This is a genomic window from Streptomyces sp. NPDC126497, from assembly GCF_040302425.1.
Taxonomy (GTDB): Bacteria; Actinomycetota; Actinomycetes; order Streptomycetales; family Streptomycetaceae; genus Streptomyces.
Window position 1 is genome coordinate 102,317 of sequence record NZ_JBEORT010000001.1, and the last position, 16,214, is coordinate 118,530.

At 75.7% G+C, this 16,214-nt stretch carries 8 protein-coding genes; 1 reads left to right on the forward strand and 7 read right to left on the reverse strand.

Features of this window, described 5'->3' with window-relative positions; genetic code table 11:
* Nucleotides 1-48: 48 nt before the first annotated feature.
* Together ABTY20_RS00435 and ABTY20_RS00440 are read right to left on the reverse strand one after the other, a co-directional pair.
* Complete coding sequence (locus ABTY20_RS00435) at nucleotides 49-1,791, reverse strand: acyl-CoA dehydrogenase family protein (RefSeq protein WP_351994786.1); 1,743 nt, start codon at nucleotides 1,789-1,791, stop codon at nucleotides 49-51.
* Nucleotides 1,788-2,132 carry an acyl carrier protein gene (locus ABTY20_RS00440; RefSeq protein ID WP_351994787.1) on the reverse strand — a complete coding sequence of 115 codons (345 nt, stop codon included), beginning with the start codon at nucleotides 2,130-2,132 and terminating at the stop codon, nucleotides 1,788-1,790. Before ABTY20_RS00440 ends, ABTY20_RS00435 begins: the two co-directional genes overlap by 4 nt.
* Before the next feature lie 153 nt (nucleotides 2,133-2,285).
* On the opposite strand from ABTY20_RS00440, the gene ABTY20_RS00445 reads away from it, so the two are divergent.
* Nucleotides 2,286-3,092: a thioesterase II family protein gene (locus ABTY20_RS00445; protein WP_351994788.1), complete on the forward strand. Its 807-nt coding sequence runs from the start codon at nucleotides 2,286-2,288 to the stop codon at nucleotides 3,090-3,092.
* Here ABTY20_RS00445 and ABTY20_RS00450 read toward each other — a convergent pair.
* From ABTY20_RS00450 to ABTY20_RS00470, 5 genes are all read right to left on the reverse strand, one after another.
* Nucleotides 3,054-4,286, reverse strand: coding sequence for a cytochrome P450 (locus ABTY20_RS00450; RefSeq protein ID WP_502991717.1), 1,233 nt, complete (start codon nucleotides 4,284-4,286; stop codon nucleotides 3,054-3,056). The genes ABTY20_RS00445 and ABTY20_RS00450 overlap by 39 nt on opposite strands.
* 55 nt (nucleotides 4,287-4,341) lie before the next feature.
* Entirely contained in the window at nucleotides 4,342-5,112 is a 771-nt protein-coding gene (locus ABTY20_RS00455; RefSeq protein ID WP_351994790.1) for an SDR family NAD(P)-dependent oxidoreductase, read from the reverse strand.
* 38 nt (nucleotides 5,113-5,150) lie between these two features.
* Nucleotides 5,151-6,236 carry a guanitoxin biosynthesis L-enduracididine beta-hydroxylase GntD gene (gene gntD, locus ABTY20_RS00460; protein ID WP_351994791.1) on the reverse strand — a complete coding sequence of 362 codons (1,086 nt, stop codon included), beginning with the start codon at nucleotides 6,234-6,236 and terminating at the stop codon, nucleotides 5,151-5,153.
* A gap of 183 nt (nucleotides 6,237-6,419) precedes the next feature.
* Entirely contained in the window at nucleotides 6,420-12,866 is a 6,447-nt protein-coding gene (locus tag ABTY20_RS00465) for a non-ribosomal peptide synthetase (RefSeq protein WP_351994792.1), read from the reverse strand.
* Entirely contained in the window at nucleotides 12,863-16,096 is a 3,234-nt protein-coding gene (locus ABTY20_RS00470; protein ID WP_351994793.1) for a non-ribosomal peptide synthetase, read from the reverse strand. The genes ABTY20_RS00465 and ABTY20_RS00470 overlap by 4 nt, the downstream gene beginning before the upstream one ends.
* Between the last annotated feature and the right edge of the window lie 118 nt (nucleotides 16,097-16,214).

Consider the following 16,214-nt stretch of genomic DNA (forward strand, 5'->3'; position numbering starts at 1 on the left):
GGCGCCGGTCCCGCCCCCGGGCGGCCGGCTCCGCCCGGGCGCTCCGGGTCATGCCGGACGGCAGGCCGCCCGCAGCGCCCGGAGCGAGAAGTGCTCGGGACCGTCCAGGCACGCGAGCATCAGCTCCTCCACCGGCGCCAGCAGTTCCCCGTCCGGCTCCGTGGCGTGCCCCAGACGGGACAGCAACCGCCGGAGCACCAGCACCAGCCAGGCGGTGCCGGCCGGCGTGGTGCGCTCCTGCTCGAAGGAGTACAGCCAGGTGTACAGGCAGGAGGCCGCCGCGTGGTACAGGCAGTGCTCGGCGGCGGCGTCCTGCGCCTCGGCCGTGGTCGCGTCCAGGGTGCCCGCGGCGATCCGGGCGTAGAACCCGCCCCGCAGCAGGGAGAGGCGGTCCAGCACCTTGGTGAGGGCGCCGGCCTCGGCCGGCGGCAGCTCCCGCTCGGCGATCAGCCGCGCCCGCGCCACGGCCGGTTCCCAGCCGCGCGTGATCTCGTCCTCGGCGGCGTTGGTCAGTCGCAGCGCGCGTCCCGAGGGCTGCCAGACGGGAGCCTCCCGGGCATCGTCGAACAGGTCCCGCAGCACGGTGTTCCCCTCGCGTGCCGGGCGGTCGGCGATCCGCGCCACCGTGGGCAGCTGCGAGGCGATGCCGTGCAGGTTGACGTGCGTGGTGCCCTCGAAGATGCTCGCGATGGCGTGGTCGCGCTGGAGCTTCTGGAAGACGCCCGAGGCGACCTCCTCGCGCAGATAGCTCCGCGCGCCCAGCACCCGCCCGGCCTCCGCCACGACCTCCTCGGCGAGGGTCGGCACCAGGTACTTCACCACCGACGACCACAGGCTCAGCCGGGAGGGCGCCACCGACAGCGAGCGCGTCACCGGCAGTACCGTGCACTCGGCGATCAGCAGGTCCAGGTGGGCGCGGACCAGGTGCCGGCGGATCACGGGGAGCCGGTAGATCTCCCGGCCGTAGAGCTGCCGCTCGCGGGCGTAGCGCAGCGTGATCCGCAGGACCGAGTCCATCGTGCCCACCGACAGCGCGCCGATCGCCGTCCGCGTGATCTGGAGCACCTGGAGGATCCCGGCCAGGCCGCCGCCCGGACGGCCGAGCAGACAGCCGCCCGGAACCGGTGTGTCGTGGAAGGAGATGCCGCTGAGGTCGTGGCCCCGCAGCCCGACCGTGCGGACGAAGGGACGGTTGTTCCAACTTCCTTCCTCGAGCTGCGACTTGTCCAGCAGCAACAGGGACGGGCCGATGCCCTCGACGTTCGCGTACACGGTGACGAAGCGGCCCCGGGTGGCGTTGCCCACCGGCCATTTCTCCCCCGTGAGGAGGTAGCCGTCACCGTCCGGCACCGCGACCGTCCCGTTGGTGCCCAGATCGCTGCCGTGGTCGGGTTCGGAGACCGCGAAGCACGCCAGGTCCCCGTCGAGCAGGCCCTGCGCGACCCGCTTCCGCTGCTCCTCGTCGCCCCACAGCCACACCGGGTTGACGCCGAGCAGCGCCGAGCCGAACATCACCGAGAGGGTGAGGTTGCGCCGGGCCAGGACACGGGTCAGCAGGAAGAGCTGTTCCAGGTTGCGCAGCCCGCCGCCGAACGCCTCCGGCACCAGGTACCGGGCGAAGCCCCAGGAGCGCAGGAGGTCCACGGCTCCCGGCGGCAGCGCGTCGCGCTCCTCGTGCGCCACGATCTGCGCGAAGCTGAACGGGCCGCTCCCCGCGCCGGGATCGCCCAGGACCCGGTCCAGGTCCGCGGCGAGCGCGTGGGACGGCCGGTCGAGGTCCTGACCGGTCATGCCGTGGTGCCGTCGATGTCGTAACGGGCGAGGAGCAGTTCGACCTCGTCGTCGGTGGGCAGCGCGGCGCGGCCCGCCGCCACCTCGGACACGACGAAGTCGACGACGTCGCCGACCCGCTCCAGTCTCATCGCCTCCTCGGGGGTCAGCGACCGCAGGCCGTACAGGTCCTCCAGGTTGTAGCCGAGTTCGGCGAGGACCAGCGAGTGGAAGCCCAGGTCGCCGATCAGGTGGTGTTCCGCGGTGACCTCGGGGAGCTTGCGCGGGGCGATCAGCCGGACCATCCCGGACACCACGGGGGCCACGGCCTCGGTGGTGCTCGCGGCAGGGGTGTGAGTCATGGCGCCGACGCTAGGGCGGGCCGGCGCCCCGCCCCAGGTAACGGCCCCGGCAGGCTCTCGGCAACTCCCTTGGCGGCGACCGGTGCCGCTACCGCGCAAACTGCCGCCGTACTGCCTGGCCGGACCGCGCCGGCGACGGTAAGGCTGGTGCGTATGAGCACCCTTGACCCCGTGGCGCCGGCAACGCCGTGGATCGCCGGGCGGCACGCCGCCGGGCGGCCCCGCCTCCGGCTGTTCTGCCTGCCGCCCGCCGGAGGCGGCGCGGCCTTCTTCAGCCCCTGGCGTCCCCACCTGCCGCGGGGCGTCGAACTCGCCCCGGTGGAGCTGCCGGGCCGCGGCTCACGCATCGACGAACCGGTGCCGTACACCCTGGAGCCGCTGGTCGACGCACTCCTGGAGGCGGTGAGCGACGAACTCGACCTGCCGTACGTGCTGTTCGGCCACAGTTTCGGTGCCGTCGTCGCCTACGAGCTGACCCGGCGCATCGAGCGGCGGGGCGGCCTGCCGGCCCCCGCCGCGCTGGTGGTGTCGGCCCACCGCGCCCCGCACGTACCACTCGGCCGGGAACGCCTCGCCGGAAGCGACGACCGGACGCTGGCCGCCTGGCTGCACCGGCACGGCGGACTGCCCGGAGAACTGCTGGAGCACCCCGGATTCCTGAGCGACCTGCTGCGTGCGGTGCGGGCCGACCTGGGGATCGCCGAACGCTACCTCCTGCCCGGGCCGGTCCCGGTGCGCTGCCCGCTCGCCGTCCTGGCCGGCGCCGACGACGGCGTCGCCGCCCCCGCCGCGGTCGAACCGTGGGCCGGGTACGGCGCGCCGCCGCCCCGGACGCGCCTGGTGCCCGGCGGGCACTCCTACCCGCGGACGCATCCGGAGGCGACGCTGACGGCCGTGGCCGGGGAACTGCGCCGTCTCGGCCTACAGGGTCTCGGGACGGAGGGTGACCGGCAGGGCTGACAGACCGCTGAGGAAGTTGGAGTAGACGTACTCCGGTTCCCCGGCGGGCTCCGCCTCGGCCACCAGGCCCCGCAGGCTCTCCAGCAGGGCCGACAGTTCCGCGCGGGCGAGGAACGCGCCCAGGCAGAAGTGCGGCCCGTACGCGAAGGACAGGTGCTTGTTGGGGGACCGGGACAGGTCGAGGACGTCCGGCCGGTCGAAGACCCGCTCGTCCCGGTTGGCCGAGGCCATCCAGACGGTGACGATGTCGCCCTCCTCGACGAACCGGTCGCCCAGCAGCACGTCCTGCGCGGCGGTACGGCCGCTGTGCAGCGCCGGGGTGGTCCAGCGCAGCACCTCCTCCACGGCCGACGACGTGTCCACGGCGCCGGACTTCAGCGCCCGCCACTGGTCCGGCCGCTCCATCAGGGCGTGCAACCCGCCCACCATGGCGAAGCGGGTCGTCTCGTGACCGCCCATGATGATGCTGTAGCAGTTGAAGACGATCTCCTCGTGCGTCAGCGGACGCCCGTCGATCTCCCGGTTCACCAGCAGGCCGACCACGTCGTCGTAGGGCTTCCTGCGCCGCTCGGCGGCCAGCTCCGAGAAGTACAGCAGCAGACCGTTGCGCGACGACCAGGTCGCCTCCCGGTCGGGCACGCCGTCCGCGGACGACAGCGCCGCGGACGTCAGGGAGATGATGTGTCCCCGGTCGGCGGCCGGCACGCCCAGCAGGTCACAGATCGCGGCCAGCGGGATGTGCGCGGCGACGTCGGCGGCGAAGTCCACCGTGCCCCGCTCGACGGCCTCCGCGACCAGCCGGCGGGTGCCGCGCCGCACGCTGTCCACCACCACCTCCAGCGACCGCGGCGAGAACGGCCTGAGCAGCGCGCTGCGCAGCGCCCGGTGCGGGCCCCCGTCGGTGACGGCGAGCATCTTCCCGGCCGCGGAGTCGCCTCCCGCCAGCAGCGTGTCGAGCACGTTGCCCCGCTCGGAGGTGAACGTCCCGCTGTCGCCCAGCACGGCGGTCGCGTCCGCGTGGCCGCTCACCACCCAGAAGCCCGGGCGGTGCGCGCCCTCCGGCTGCCAGTGCACCGGGTCCTCGGCGCGCAGCCGGCGCCACAGCGGGCCCAGGTCGTGGCGGGCGTGCAGCAGCGGGTCGGCGAGGTCCACCTCGTCGAGCGCCACCGGGTCGGGCGCGGGCCGGGTCTTCATGGTCATCTTCCTGGGTCCCTCGGGCTCGGTCGGACGGCTTCCCGGCGGCGCCGGGTCAGCACGGGGGCTCGGTCGGTCCGGGGAAGAACGCCGTCGTGGCCCCGGCGGTCTCCGCCCCGTCCACCGTGAACTGCTGGCCCGACACGAAGGCCGCCCCGGGTGAGGCGAGGAAGTGGAAGACCTCCGCGATCTCCTCCGGCACGGCGTGCCGCCTGGCCGGGATGCGGGCGTTCACCTCGTCGAGCATGGCGTCGGTGTACTCGGCGCGCTGCATCGGCGTGAGCACCGCGCCCGGCGCGACGCACGCCGTGCGGATCAGCGGGGCCAGCTCGACCGCGAAGGTCTGGCACAGCGACGCCACGCCGGCCTTGCTGGCGTTGTAGTCGGCGTACAGCGGGTAGCCGCGGGAGCCGTTGACGGACGCCGTCGCCAGCAGCACCCCCCCGCCCCGGCGCAGCATGTGCGGCACGGCGTGCCGCCACAGCGCGAGGACGCCCATGAGGTTGACGTCGAGGGTGCGCCGGGCGTCGGCCTCGGTGATCTCCAGGATGCCGTGCCGGACGCTGATGCCGGCGTTGGCGACGACGACGTCCAGCCGCCCCCGCTCGGCGGCCACCCGGTCGACGGCGTGCCGGACGGTGTCCCAGTCGGCCACGTCCGCCTCGACCCAGTGGATTTCGCCGCCGCCCTCCCGGGGCCCGTCCGGGCGGTCGGCCGTCGGGGGCTGCACGTCCAGGTTGACGACGTGGTCGCCGGCCCGGGCGAAGCGTTCGGCGGTGGCCTGCCCGATGCCGCTGGAGGCGCCGGACACGATGACGGTGCGCATGACGATGCTGCCTTTCGCGTACGGGGGGACCGGCCGGGTCAGACGATGACGCGCGGGTGGTCGAGGGCGTAACCGCTCAGGTTGCGGCGCAGGTTGCGGCTGACGGTGAGCTTCTTCAGCCAGCGGTCGGTGCCGTCGTAGCGGGCGGTGAAGGGCCTGCGGCCGTGCACCGCACGGTAGTTGTCGACGATCAGCAGGGAGCCCGGGGCGATCGCGATGTCCTGCTGGACGCGGTTCAGCTCCGCCATCAGCCGGTCCAGCGCGGCCTCGGCCTCCGTGTCGCCGGGCAGCGTGTCCATGAACGGGCGGTCGATGCGCAGGTAGGGGTTGAGCCGGTCGCCGAACAGCACGGCCGACGGCACGGGGTCCCCGGCCATCGCGCGCAGCCGGGGCAGCGCCGGGTGACCGGGTGCGTAGGTCTCCAGCTGCCGGACGTGCTCGGTGTCCGGGCGGATGAGGAACCGCTCCTCGGCGAGCACCGCCCGGTCGGCGTCGTCGAGCCGGACATCGCGCACGGAGGCGACGATGGTCGGCACCGCGTCGGGGTTGCGCAGCCCCATCAGCAGCAGGTAGTCGCAGCGGTTGGGGTGGAAGCCGTCCTCGGTGTGGAACTCCAGCAGCGCCTCGCTGCCGTACCCGCTCTGCCGGTCCTCGTCACCGTGGATCGGCAGGATGTTCTGGATGATCCGCCCTTCCTGGAGGGTCGCCCAGCCGAACGGGTCGCCGAGCAGCAGGCCGCACAGCGCCAGCCACACCTCCTGGTCGCGGGCCGTGCGTCCGTGGATCGCCTCGCGCCAGTGAGCGGGCGTGGGCCCGAGCGCGTCGCCGTCCACCGGGAAGCCGTGCACCAGGCAGGAGGCGCTGCGCTCGCTGCGCCGGTACGACAGCAGGAAGGTGCGCAGCCCCGCCGGCAGCGCCTCCTCCGCGGTGAGCGCGCGGTCGTAGAACTCGGGCAGGGACGGCGCCCCGTACACCTCGCCCAGCTTCTCGGCGGCGGTGCGCAGTTCGGCGACCTCGTCGGCGTCCAGGACGTACTCGGCGGGGGCCTCGGGGCGGTCCGGGGCGCTCGGTGCGCGGGCGGCGTCCCGGGGGGACGCGTCGACGGTCGGGTTCGTGATTGTCATGTCGGTGTCCTCACCGGGTCGTGACCGCTCGGGTCGTCCGTCGTTCGGTCCTGTGCGGCCCGCGCCGCCGAAGGGCGGCCGGACCGCGTGGTGGAGCGCACCGGACCGGCCGAGCAGGGTCCCGGCCGTGTCGTGGTCCAGTGGTCGTGCGGTGGTGCCGAGCGGGGCCGGGCGCGGTCCGCCCTACCGCCAGTCCTGTGCGAACCGGTCCAGCTCCGCCTGGTCCAGCGTGATCAGCGGCTCGTCGTCGCCGGCCGCCGCGTCGGCCGCCGCGTCGGCCGACGACGGGGCGAGCTCCTTGACCGCCGCGGCGATCGAGGCCACGGTCCTGTGGGCGAACACGTCCCGCGGAGCGACGTCCAGGCCGGCCTCGCGCGCCAGGGTCACCAGCTTGATCGAGACGATGGAGTCGCCGCCGAGGTCGAAGAAGCTGTCGTCGACCCCGACCCGCTCCACGCCGAGGGCCTCGGCGAACAGGGAGCACAGCAGCTCCTCGCGCGGGGTGCCCGGCGCCCGCCCTCCCTCCCCGGCGGGGAACTCCGGCGCGGGCAGCGCGTTCGGGTCGAGCTTGCCGCTCGCGGTCCTCGGCAGCCGGTCCAGGACGACGACCGCCGCGGGCACCATGTGCTCGGGCAGCACCTCGGCGGCCCGCCCGCGCAGCAGGACCGGATCGGGCACGGCACCGGCGGCCGGGGCGGCGTACGCCACCAGCTGCCGGTGACCGGGCCGGTCCTCGCGGACGACGACCACGGCCTGCGCGACCGCCGGGTCCTCGGCGAGCACGGCCTCGATCTCACCGGGCTCGATGCGGAATCCGCGCACCTTGACCTGCTGGTCCACCCGGCCGAGGAACTCCAGGGCACCGTCGGGCCCCCGGCGGGCCAGGTCACCGGTGCGGTACATGCGCGCCCCGGGCGGGCCGAAGGGGTCGGCGACGAAACGCTCGGCGGTCGGCCCGGGGCGGCCCAGGTAGCCGCGCGCCAGCCCCTCGCCGGCCACGTAGAGCTCACCGGGCACGCCCGCCGGCACCGGCTGGAGCGTGCCGTCCAGGAGGTGGACGCGGGCTCCGACGACGGGCTCGCCGAGCGGCGGGCGGACCCGGCCGCTCAGCGGGCGGCTCATCGTCGCCATGACGGTCGCCTCGGTCGGGCCGTAGGCGTTGACCATCCGGCGCCCGGACGACCAGCGTTCCACCAGGTCGGGCGGGCAGGCCTCGGCCCCCACCACGAGGGTCGTGCCCGGCGGCAGCGCGTCCTCGGGAAGCACGGCCAGGGAGGACGGCGGCAGCAGCAGGGCCGTCACACCGTGCCGGGCCACCGTGGCCGCCAGCGCCGGACCGGGCAGCAGCTCGTCCGCGGGCGCGGTGACCGCGCACGCCCCGGTCAGCAGGGCCGTGGCCAGCTCCCACACCGAGGCGTCGAAGCTCGGCGAGGCGAACAGCAGCACCCGCTCGTCCGCGCGCAGCTCCAGACCGGCGCGCTGCTGGGCGACCAGGGCCGCGATCCCGAGGTGCGGCACCTGCACGCCCTTGGGGCGGCCCGTCGACCCGGAGGTGTAGATCACGTACGCGGTGTGCGCGGGCCTGAGCGGCGTCACCCGGTCGGCGTCCGTCAGGTCGGTGCCGGGAAGGCCGCCGTCCACCGGCGCCGTGCCGAGGCAGCGGGTCCGCACCGCGCCCGCCCAGGCCGGCAGGTCCGCCGTCTCCGGCGCGGTCAGCACCAGCACGGGCCGGGCGTCGCCGACGATGTGCCGCAGCCGTTCCGGCGGATAGCCGGGGTCCAGCGGCAGGTGGGCGGCGCCCGCCTTGAGCACGGCGAGGACCGCGGTCACCGACTGCGCGGACCGCGGCAGCGCCACGCCCACCACGTCCTCCGGGCCGATGCCCTCGGCCACCAGCTCCCGCGCCAGCCGGTTGGCCCGCTCGTTCAGCTCGCCGTACGACAGGGCGTGGTCCCCGTCGACGACGGCGACGGCGTCGGGCCGCTCCCGTACCCGCTCCTCGAACAGCGCCGGGAAGGTGTCCGGTCCCGGGGGGACGGGCCCCCGCGCGGCGGCGCGCAGCGCGGTCCGCTCCTCGGCCGTGAGCAGGTCCAGCCGGCCCAGCGGGGCCGACGGGTCGGTCAGGAAACCGTCCAGGACCGCCCGGACCCGGGTGAGCAGGGCGGCGCTCTCCTCGGCGGTGAACAGGTCGGCACGGTAACTGAGTTCGAGGCTCAGCCGCTCACCGGGCACCACCACCAGGTTCAGCGGGTAGTGCGAGGCGCCCGGCACGGGCTCCTCGTCCACCGTCATGCGCAGCCCCGGAACCTGCTGCCGGACGGCCTCGCCGTCGAACGGCGCGCTCGCGAAGTCCAGTACGGTGTCGAAGAGTTCGCCCGCCCCGAGGGACCGCTGCACCTCGGTCAGCCCGAGATGCTGGTAGGGCCGCAGTCCGGCCTGCTCCTCCTGGAGGGCGGCCAGCAGCGCGCCGAACGGCCGGGCCGCGTCGAGGCGGACGCGCACCGGGACGGTGTTCATCAGCAGGCCCACGATGTCCTCGGAGCCGGGCAGGTCCGCCGGGCGGGCGGCGGTGGTGGCACCGAACACGACGTCGTCGCGGCCCAGCAGCCGGCCCAGGACGACCGCCCAGGCACCCTGGACCAGGGTGTTGAGGGTCAGTCCCGCGCCGCGGACGCCGGCGAGGAGCGCGGCGGTGCGTTCCGCGTCGACGGTGTGCGTCACCAGGTGCGGCACGCCTGCCGTGGCGGCCTCCGCGTCCGGGGCCACCAGCGTGGGCTCGTCGAACCCCGCCAGCGCCTCGCCCCAGGCCCGGACCGCCGCGTCGCCGTCCTGCCCGCCGAGCCAGCGCACGAAGTCGGTGAACTGCGCCGGCGCCGGCGCCGGGTGGGCACCGCCGCGGGCGTAGGCGGCGAACAGGTCGCGGAAGAACAGGGGCAGGGACCAGCCGTCGAGCAGCGCGTGGTGGTGCGACACCACCAGCAGGTGGTCGTCGTCCGCGAACCGGACCAGCGTGACCCGCAGCAGCGGGGGCTCGGCCAGGTCGAAGCGGCGCGTCCGCTCGTCGGCCAGCAGCTCGGCGACCCGGGCCCGCCGCTCCTCCCCGTCCGCTCCGCCCAGGTCGACCTCGCGCCAGGGCGTGCGGACGTCCTCGTGCACCAGCTGCACCAGGCGGCCCGGGCCGAGCAGCCGGAAGGAGACCCGCAGCGCGGTGTGCCGGGCCAGGACCGCGTCGCAGGCCGCGCGCAGCACCGCCGGGGAGAGGGTGCCGGTGAGCCGTACGGGGGCCTGGGCGGTGTAGACGTCGACGCCGTCCGCGGCCAGCATCGCGTGGAAGTGCATGCCCTGCTGCAGCGGTGTCGGCGGCAGCACCTCGGCGTGGGGCCGCCCCGACGTCCCCAGTTCGGCCAGCTCGGCCTCGGTCAGGGTGATCGGCGGCCCGGCCGGAACGGCCGGCGCCTCCGGCCCGGGGCCGGTCTCCCCGGCCGCCGCGGCGAGGCCGGCCACGGTCTTGTGGACGAACACGTCCCGGGCGTTGACCGCGAGCCCGGCCCGGTGCGCGCGGGCGGCGAGCCGCATGGCGGTGATGGAGTCGCCGCCGAGGTCGAAGAAGCTGTCGTCGACGCCCACCCGTTCCCGGCCCAGGACCTCGGCGAACACGTCGTGCAGGACCCGTTCCCGCTCCGTGGCCGGCGGCCGGTAGGCGCTCGCCGCCTCGAACCGCGGCTCGGGCAGCGCCCGCCGGTCCACCTTGCCGTTGGGCGTGAGCGGGAAGGCCTCGACGGCCATGACCAGCGCCGGGACCATGTACGCGGGCAGCCGCTCCGCGACGGCCGCGCGCAGCGCGTCGGGACGCACCCGGGCGCCGGTCGCGGGACGCACGTAGCCCACGATCCGCCGCACACCGGCCGCGTCCTCCGAGACCGACGCCACCGCCCGGTCCACCGACGCGTCGGCGGCGAGGGCGGCCTCGACCTCGCCGAGCTCGACACGGTACCCGCGGATCTTCACCTGGAAGTCGGACCGGCCGCGGTACTCCACCACCCCGTCCGGGCGGCGCAGCCCCAGGTCACCGGTGCGGTACATGCGCGCCCCCGGCTCTCCGAGGACGTCGGCGACGAAGCGCTCGGCGGTCGCCGCCGGGCGGCCCAGGTAGCCGCGGGCCACCCCGTCGCCGGCGATGTAGAGCTCGCCGACCACCCCGTCCGGGACCGGACGCAGGAAGGCGTCCAGGAGGTAGACGCGCGTGTTGTCGGCCGGGGTGCCGATGGCCGGGCCGGCCGCGGCGCCGCCGTGCCACAGCATGGCGTCCACGGTGCACTCGGCGGGGCCGTACAGGTTGTACACCGACAGGTCCGCCACCGCGTGCAGCGCCTCCCACAGGTCGGCGCCGACCTCCTCGCCGCCGAGGGCCAGGACGCGCACCCGGTGCCCCCGTCCGGACGCTTCGAACATGCCGGCCGCGAGCAGCTGGCGGGCGACCGACGGCGTGGTGTCGACGACGTCGACGGCCGCGCGGGCCGTGAGCGCGGCCAGGGCCACGGCGTCCTTGCGGTCGTCGTCGTCGACCAGCAGCAGCTCGTGGCCGCCGACCATCCACAGCAGCTGGCTCCAGGAGGCGTCGAAGCCGAGGGGGTTGGTCAGGGCCGCGCGCAGCGTCCGGCCCCCGGCACGCCGCCGCTCCGGTTCGAAGAAGTTGGCCCGGTGGCTGTGGAACATGTTGACCAGGTTGCGGTGCTCGACCGCGACCCCCTTGGGCCGGCCGGTCGAGCCCGAGGTGTGGATCACGTACGCCAGGTGCCCCGGCCGCAGCGGCCCCGTGCGGTCGGCGTCCGTGAGGTCCGAGGCGTCCTCGGGCAGCACGGCCCGGTCGACGCGCAGCGTCCGGCCGGGTACGTCCGGCGCGGTCGCCGCGTCGGTCAGGACCAGCACCGGCCGGACCTCCGCGCAGACCGCCGCGATCCGCTCGGCCGGGTGACCGGTGTCGACCGGCAGGTAGCCGGCGCCCGACTTCAGCACCGCCAGGATCGCCACCACCGCGTCCACGGTGCGCGGCAGCGCCACGCCGACCAGCAGACCGGGGCCCGCTCCCTCGGCGACCAGCAGCCGGGCCAGCCGGTTGGCCCGGGCGTTGAGGGCGGCGAAGGTCAGGCTGGTGGCGCCGTCACCGACGGCCACCGCGTCCGGGGTGGCCCCGACCTGCTCCTCGAACACCTCGGGCAGCGTCCGCCCCGGGTGGGCGACGGTCCGTCCGGAGCACGTGCGCAGCAGCTCCTCGCGCTCGGCCGGGAGGCACGACGGCAGCCGCCCGGCCGGGAGAGCGGGGTCCGCGGCGATGTCGCGCAGCAGCCCGCACAGCCGGTCCAGCAGCCCGGAGGCGGCGTCCGCGGAGTACACGTCCTCACGGTGGTTGAGCTCCAGCCGCAGCCCCTCACCGGGGTGCGCGGCGAGGCTCAGCGGGTAGTGGGTGCCCTCGAACGCGTCGTCGACGACGTCACGCAGCAGTGTCACCTCGAGGCCGGGCACCTCGGCGCCGCGGACGGCGCTGTCGACGGGCACGTTCTCGAAGGCGACGGTGGTGTCGAACAGTTCCGTCACGCCCGCCGCGCGGTGGATGTCGGCCAGGCCCAGGTACTCGTGCCGGGTCAGCGCCGTCTGCTCGTCCTGGAGACGGGCGAGCAGCGCGGCCACCGGCTCGGCCGGGTCGATCCGCACCCGTGCGGGCACCGTGTTCATGGTCAGGCCCACCATCCGCTCGCCGCCCGGCAGTTCGGGCGGGCGGCCGGCGACCGTACTGCCGTGGACCACGTCCCTGCTGCCCGTCAGCACCGACAGCAGCAGCGCCCAGGCGCCCTGCACGACGGTGTTGAGGGTGAGTCCGCGCGAGCGCGCGGTCTCCGCGAGCCGTGCCGTGTCCGCCGGGGACAGCTCCGCGACGGCGCGCCGTTGGGCCCGCACCGGCCCGCCGTGCCCGGACGGGCCCGCGACCAGCGTCGGCCCGTCCAGCCCGGCCAGCGCCGACCGCCACGCCTGCTCGGCCTCCTCGCGGTCCTGTGCCGCGAGCCAGCCGAGGTAGTCCCCGAACGGCACCGCGGGCTCCAGCGCCTCGTCCGAGCCGCCGTCCCGGTAGATCCGGAACAGGTCGGCCAGCAGCAGCGGCAGCGACCACCCGTCCAGCAGGATGTGGTGGTGCGTCAGCAGCAGGACGTGGCGCTCGGCGGCGAGCCGGACGAGGGTGAAGCGCAGCAGCGGCGGCCGGGCCATGTCGAAGCGCCGCGCCCGGTCGTCCGCCAGCAGCCGCGCCAGCCGCAGCCGCTGTTCGTCCGCGCCGAAGCCGGAGAGGTCGACCTCCTCCCACGCCGGTTCCACGGATCGCGCGACGGCCTGTACGGCCTCGCCCGAGCGGCGCCGCAGGAACCCCGCCCGCAGGCTCGCGTGCCGGCCGGTCACGGCCGCGGTGGAGCGACGCAGCGCCGCGGTGTCGAGCGCGCCGGTCAGCTCCAGGGGCGTCTGCACGGTGTAGAAGTCGACCGAGGGCGCCGGGCCGTCCCCCTCGTCGAACAGGGCGTGGAAGAGCATGCCCTGCTGCAACGGGGTCAGCGGCAGCACCGCTTCCAAGGAAGTCTGCTTCACAGTGTCGTCCCCCACTGGGCTTCGAGCTCGTCGAGTTCGTCCGCGTCGAGCCGCACCAGGCTCTCGGTGCGCGGCGCCGCGGTCCCGGGACCGGTGTCCCGGGCCACCTCGGCGAGCCGCGCGATGGTCTTGTGGCCGAAGATGTCCCTGGCGGTGAGGGTCAGGCCCGCCCGGTGGGCCCGGGCCGCCAGGCGGGTGGCGGTGACCGAGTCGCCGCCGAGGTCGAAGAAGCTGTCGTCGACGCCGATCCGCTCCCGGCCCAGGACCTCGGCGAACACGTCGTGCAGGATCCGCTCCCGTTCCGTGGCCGGCGGCCGGTAGGCGCTCGCCGCCTCGAACCGCGGCTCGGGCAGCGCCTTGACGTCGACCTTGCCGCCGGGCGTGCGCGGGAAGGCGTCCAGCACCGTCACCGCCGCCGGGACCATGTACGCGGGCAGCCGCTCCCCGGCGTGGGCGCGCACGGCCACCGGCTCCGGCCGTGTCCGGGCACCGGCCGCCGGCACCACGTACGCCACCAGCTGGCGTACGCCCGGTCCGGTCTCGCGGGCGACGACCACGGCCCCGCCGACGCCCGGCGCCCCGGTGAGCACGCCCTCCACCTCGCCGGGCTCGATGCGGAAGCCGCGCACCTTCACCTGGCTGTCGGCGCGGCCCAGGTGGACCAGCTCGCCGTCGGCCGCCCAGCGGGCCAGGTCGCCGGTGCGGTACATGCGGGTGCCGGGCGGCCCGAACGGGTCGGCGACGAAACGCTCCGCCGTCGTGCCGGGGCGCGCCAGGTAGCCGCGGGCGAGGCCGTCACCGCTCAGGTACACCTCGCCGGGGACCCCCGGCGGCACCGGCCGCAGCGCCGCGTCGAGCAGCCGGACCCGGGTGCCGGGCACCGGGCGGCCCATCGGCGGCACGGTCCGGCCGGAGAGCCGGCCCGTCTGGGTGGCGATGACCGTCGACTCGGTGGGGCCGTAGGCGTTGACCATGTGCCGGCCGGGCGACCAGCGGGCCACCAGCTCCGGGGAGCACGCCTCGGCGCCCACCACCAGGTCGGTCCCCTCGGGCAGTGCGTCCGCCGGCAGCACCGCCAGCACGGACGGGGCCAGCAGCAGGCAGGTCACGCCCAGCTCGGCCACCAGGGCCGCCAGCGGGGGCCCGGGCACGAGCCGCTCGTCCGGCGCGACCACGGCGGCGGCTCCGGTCAGCAGGGCCGTCGTCAGCTCCCACACCGAGGCGTCGAAGCTCGGCGAGGCGAACTGGAGCACCCGGGTGCCCGGCCGCAGGCGCAGCCGGTCCCGTTGGTGCCGGACCAGGGAGGCCAGGCCGGTGTGGGTGACCACGACGCCCTTGGGACGGCCGGTCGAGCCCGAGGTGTAGATGACGTACGCCGGGTGCCCGGGGGCGAGCGGCGCACGGCGGTCCGCGTCGGTCGGGTCGGCGGCGGCCGGGTCGGCGTCCGGCGGACCGGCGACGGCCCCGTCGTCCACGTACAGCCGGGGCACCCCGGGCGCGAGCGTCGGGTCGTCCGCCGCGCGGGTGGTCAGTACCAGCAGGGGCCGGGTGTCGTCGAGCATCGCGGTCAGCCGGGCCCGCGGGTAGCCGAGGTCGACCGGCAGATAGGCCGCGCCCGACTTCAGCACCGCCACCACGGCGGTCAGGGCGTCGGCGCCGCGCGGCACGGCGACCGCCACCAGGTCCTCGGGCCCCGCGCCGCGGGCCGTCAGCGCCCGGGCCAGCCGGTTGGCGCGGGCGTTGAGCCCGGCGTAGTCCAGGGAGCCGTCGGGGGAGAGGACCGCGAGGGCGCGCGGGTCGCGGCGGACCTGCTCCTCGAACAGCTCCGGGAAGGTGCGCGGCGGCACGCCCCGGGCCCCTTCCCCCACCGCGAGCACCGTGGCGCGCTCGGCCGCGGTCGGCACCTCGGTCCGGGCCTGCGGGAGGTCCTGCGGGGCGGCCAGGAACCGGGACAGGAACGCGGTGAAGCGGACCCGGTGCAGGTCCAGTTCGGCGGGGGAGTAGCGGTCGGGGTTCGCCTCGAAGGACACCCGGGCACCGGTGCCGTCCGGGTGCGGGTGGCAGGTGATGTTCAGGTCGGTCACCGGTCCGCCGGACAGCGTGGTCAGCTTCGCCTCGCGTCCGGTGAAGGCCGTCTCCGAGCCGGCCGGCATGATGTTGACGAGCACGCCGTACAACTGCTCCCCGCTGCCCAGCAGTCTCAGGTCGCGCCGCAGCTCGTCGTAGGGGTAGCGCTGGTGGGTCAGCAGCTCGCCGAGCCGGCGGGCGACCTGCCGGACCAGGGCGGTGCGGCTCTCGGCCGGGCGGACGCCCAGACGCAGCGGCAGCGTGTTCGACAGCATCCCGGGCGCGTTGCGCGACCGGGCGCCCAGCCGCGCGGTGACCGGCACGCCGATCGTCAGGTCCTCGGCCCCCGTCATCCCGTGGAGGTAGGCGGCGACCGCCGACAGCAGCGCCACCGTCCACGGCGCGCGGGCCGCCCGGCCGGCCGCGTGCAGCGCCGCCAGCTCGGCCGGGGACAGCTCCGCCGAGGCGGACAGGGCGCCGGGCGCGGCGCCCGTGGGTACTCCGGGGGCGAGGCTCACGGTCTCGGGACGGTCGGCGAACGCGTCGTTCCAGTACCGCCGGTCGGCCGTGTACTCCGGTGAGGCGCGGTAGTCCGCCTCCTCCGCGAGCAGCGCCCGCAGCGTGTCCAGCGGCTCGCCGGCCGGGTCCGTGCCCGTGGCCAGCGCCTCGTAGTGCGTGGCGATGCGGCGCGAGTGCAGCACCGACCCGAACGCGTCGGACAGGACGTGGTGGCTGCGCTGGTACCACAGGTGGTGGTCGGGGCCCACCCGCATCAGCACGTGGGCGGACAGGGCGTCCCGCGTCAGGTCCAGTGCGGTGGACCGGTCGCCGTCCACCAGGGCCCGCGCCGCGGCGAACGGGTCCGGCTCACCGGTGAGGTCGAGCTCACGCCAGGTGGAGCAGCCCGGCGCCACCGGACGCTGGAACACGCCGTCCGGCCGCTCCACGAACTCCACGTCGAAGGTGCCGCTCTCCGCCTCCGACCGGCGGACGGCGCGTCGCAGCAGGTCCCCCTCCAGCGGCCCGCGGACCTCCATGACGGCCACGGTGTTGTAGGCCGGATTGCCGGGGTCGAGGCCCTGGGCGTGGAAGACCCCCGACTGGGCCGCGGTGAGCGGGAGCAGGCCGGGGTCGGCGGGCAGGGCGCCGTCGCGTGGTGTCATCTGGTTCGTCACCGCTCTCGTGGACTTCCGGGAGACCGTCGGGCGCCGCCCGCGGTCTCCCGGGCCTTCCGGAGGATGCCGGTGGACGGTGCGGCGTCCCCGCGCGAGCGCCCGTCTC

Coding starts and splice junctions, on each gene's coding strand:
- ABTY20_RS00435 (WP_351994786.1), bottom strand. CDS start 1,791: ATGACCGGTCAGGACCTCGACCGGCCGTCCCACGCGCTCGCCGCGGAC.
- ABTY20_RS00440 (WP_351994787.1), bottom strand. CDS start 2,132: ATGACTCACACCCCTGCCGCGAGCACCACCGAGGCCGTGGCCCCCGTG.
- ABTY20_RS00445 (WP_351994788.1), top strand. CDS start 2,286: ATGAGCACCCTTGACCCCGTGGCGCCGGCAACGCCGTGGATCGCCGGG.
- ABTY20_RS00450 (WP_502991717.1), bottom strand. CDS start 4,286: ATGAAGACCCGGCCCGCGCCCGACCCGGTGGCGCTCGACGAGGTGGAC.
- ABTY20_RS00455 (WP_351994790.1), bottom strand. CDS start 5,112: ATGCGCACCGTCATCGTGTCCGGCGCCTCCAGCGGCATCGGGCAGGCC.
- gntD (WP_351994791.1), bottom strand. CDS start 6,236: ATGACAATCACGAACCCGACCGTCGACGCGTCCCCCCGGGACGCCGCC.
- ABTY20_RS00470 (WP_351994793.1), bottom strand. CDS start 16,096: ATGACACCACGCGACGGCGCCCTGCCCGCCGACCCCGGCCTGCTCCCG.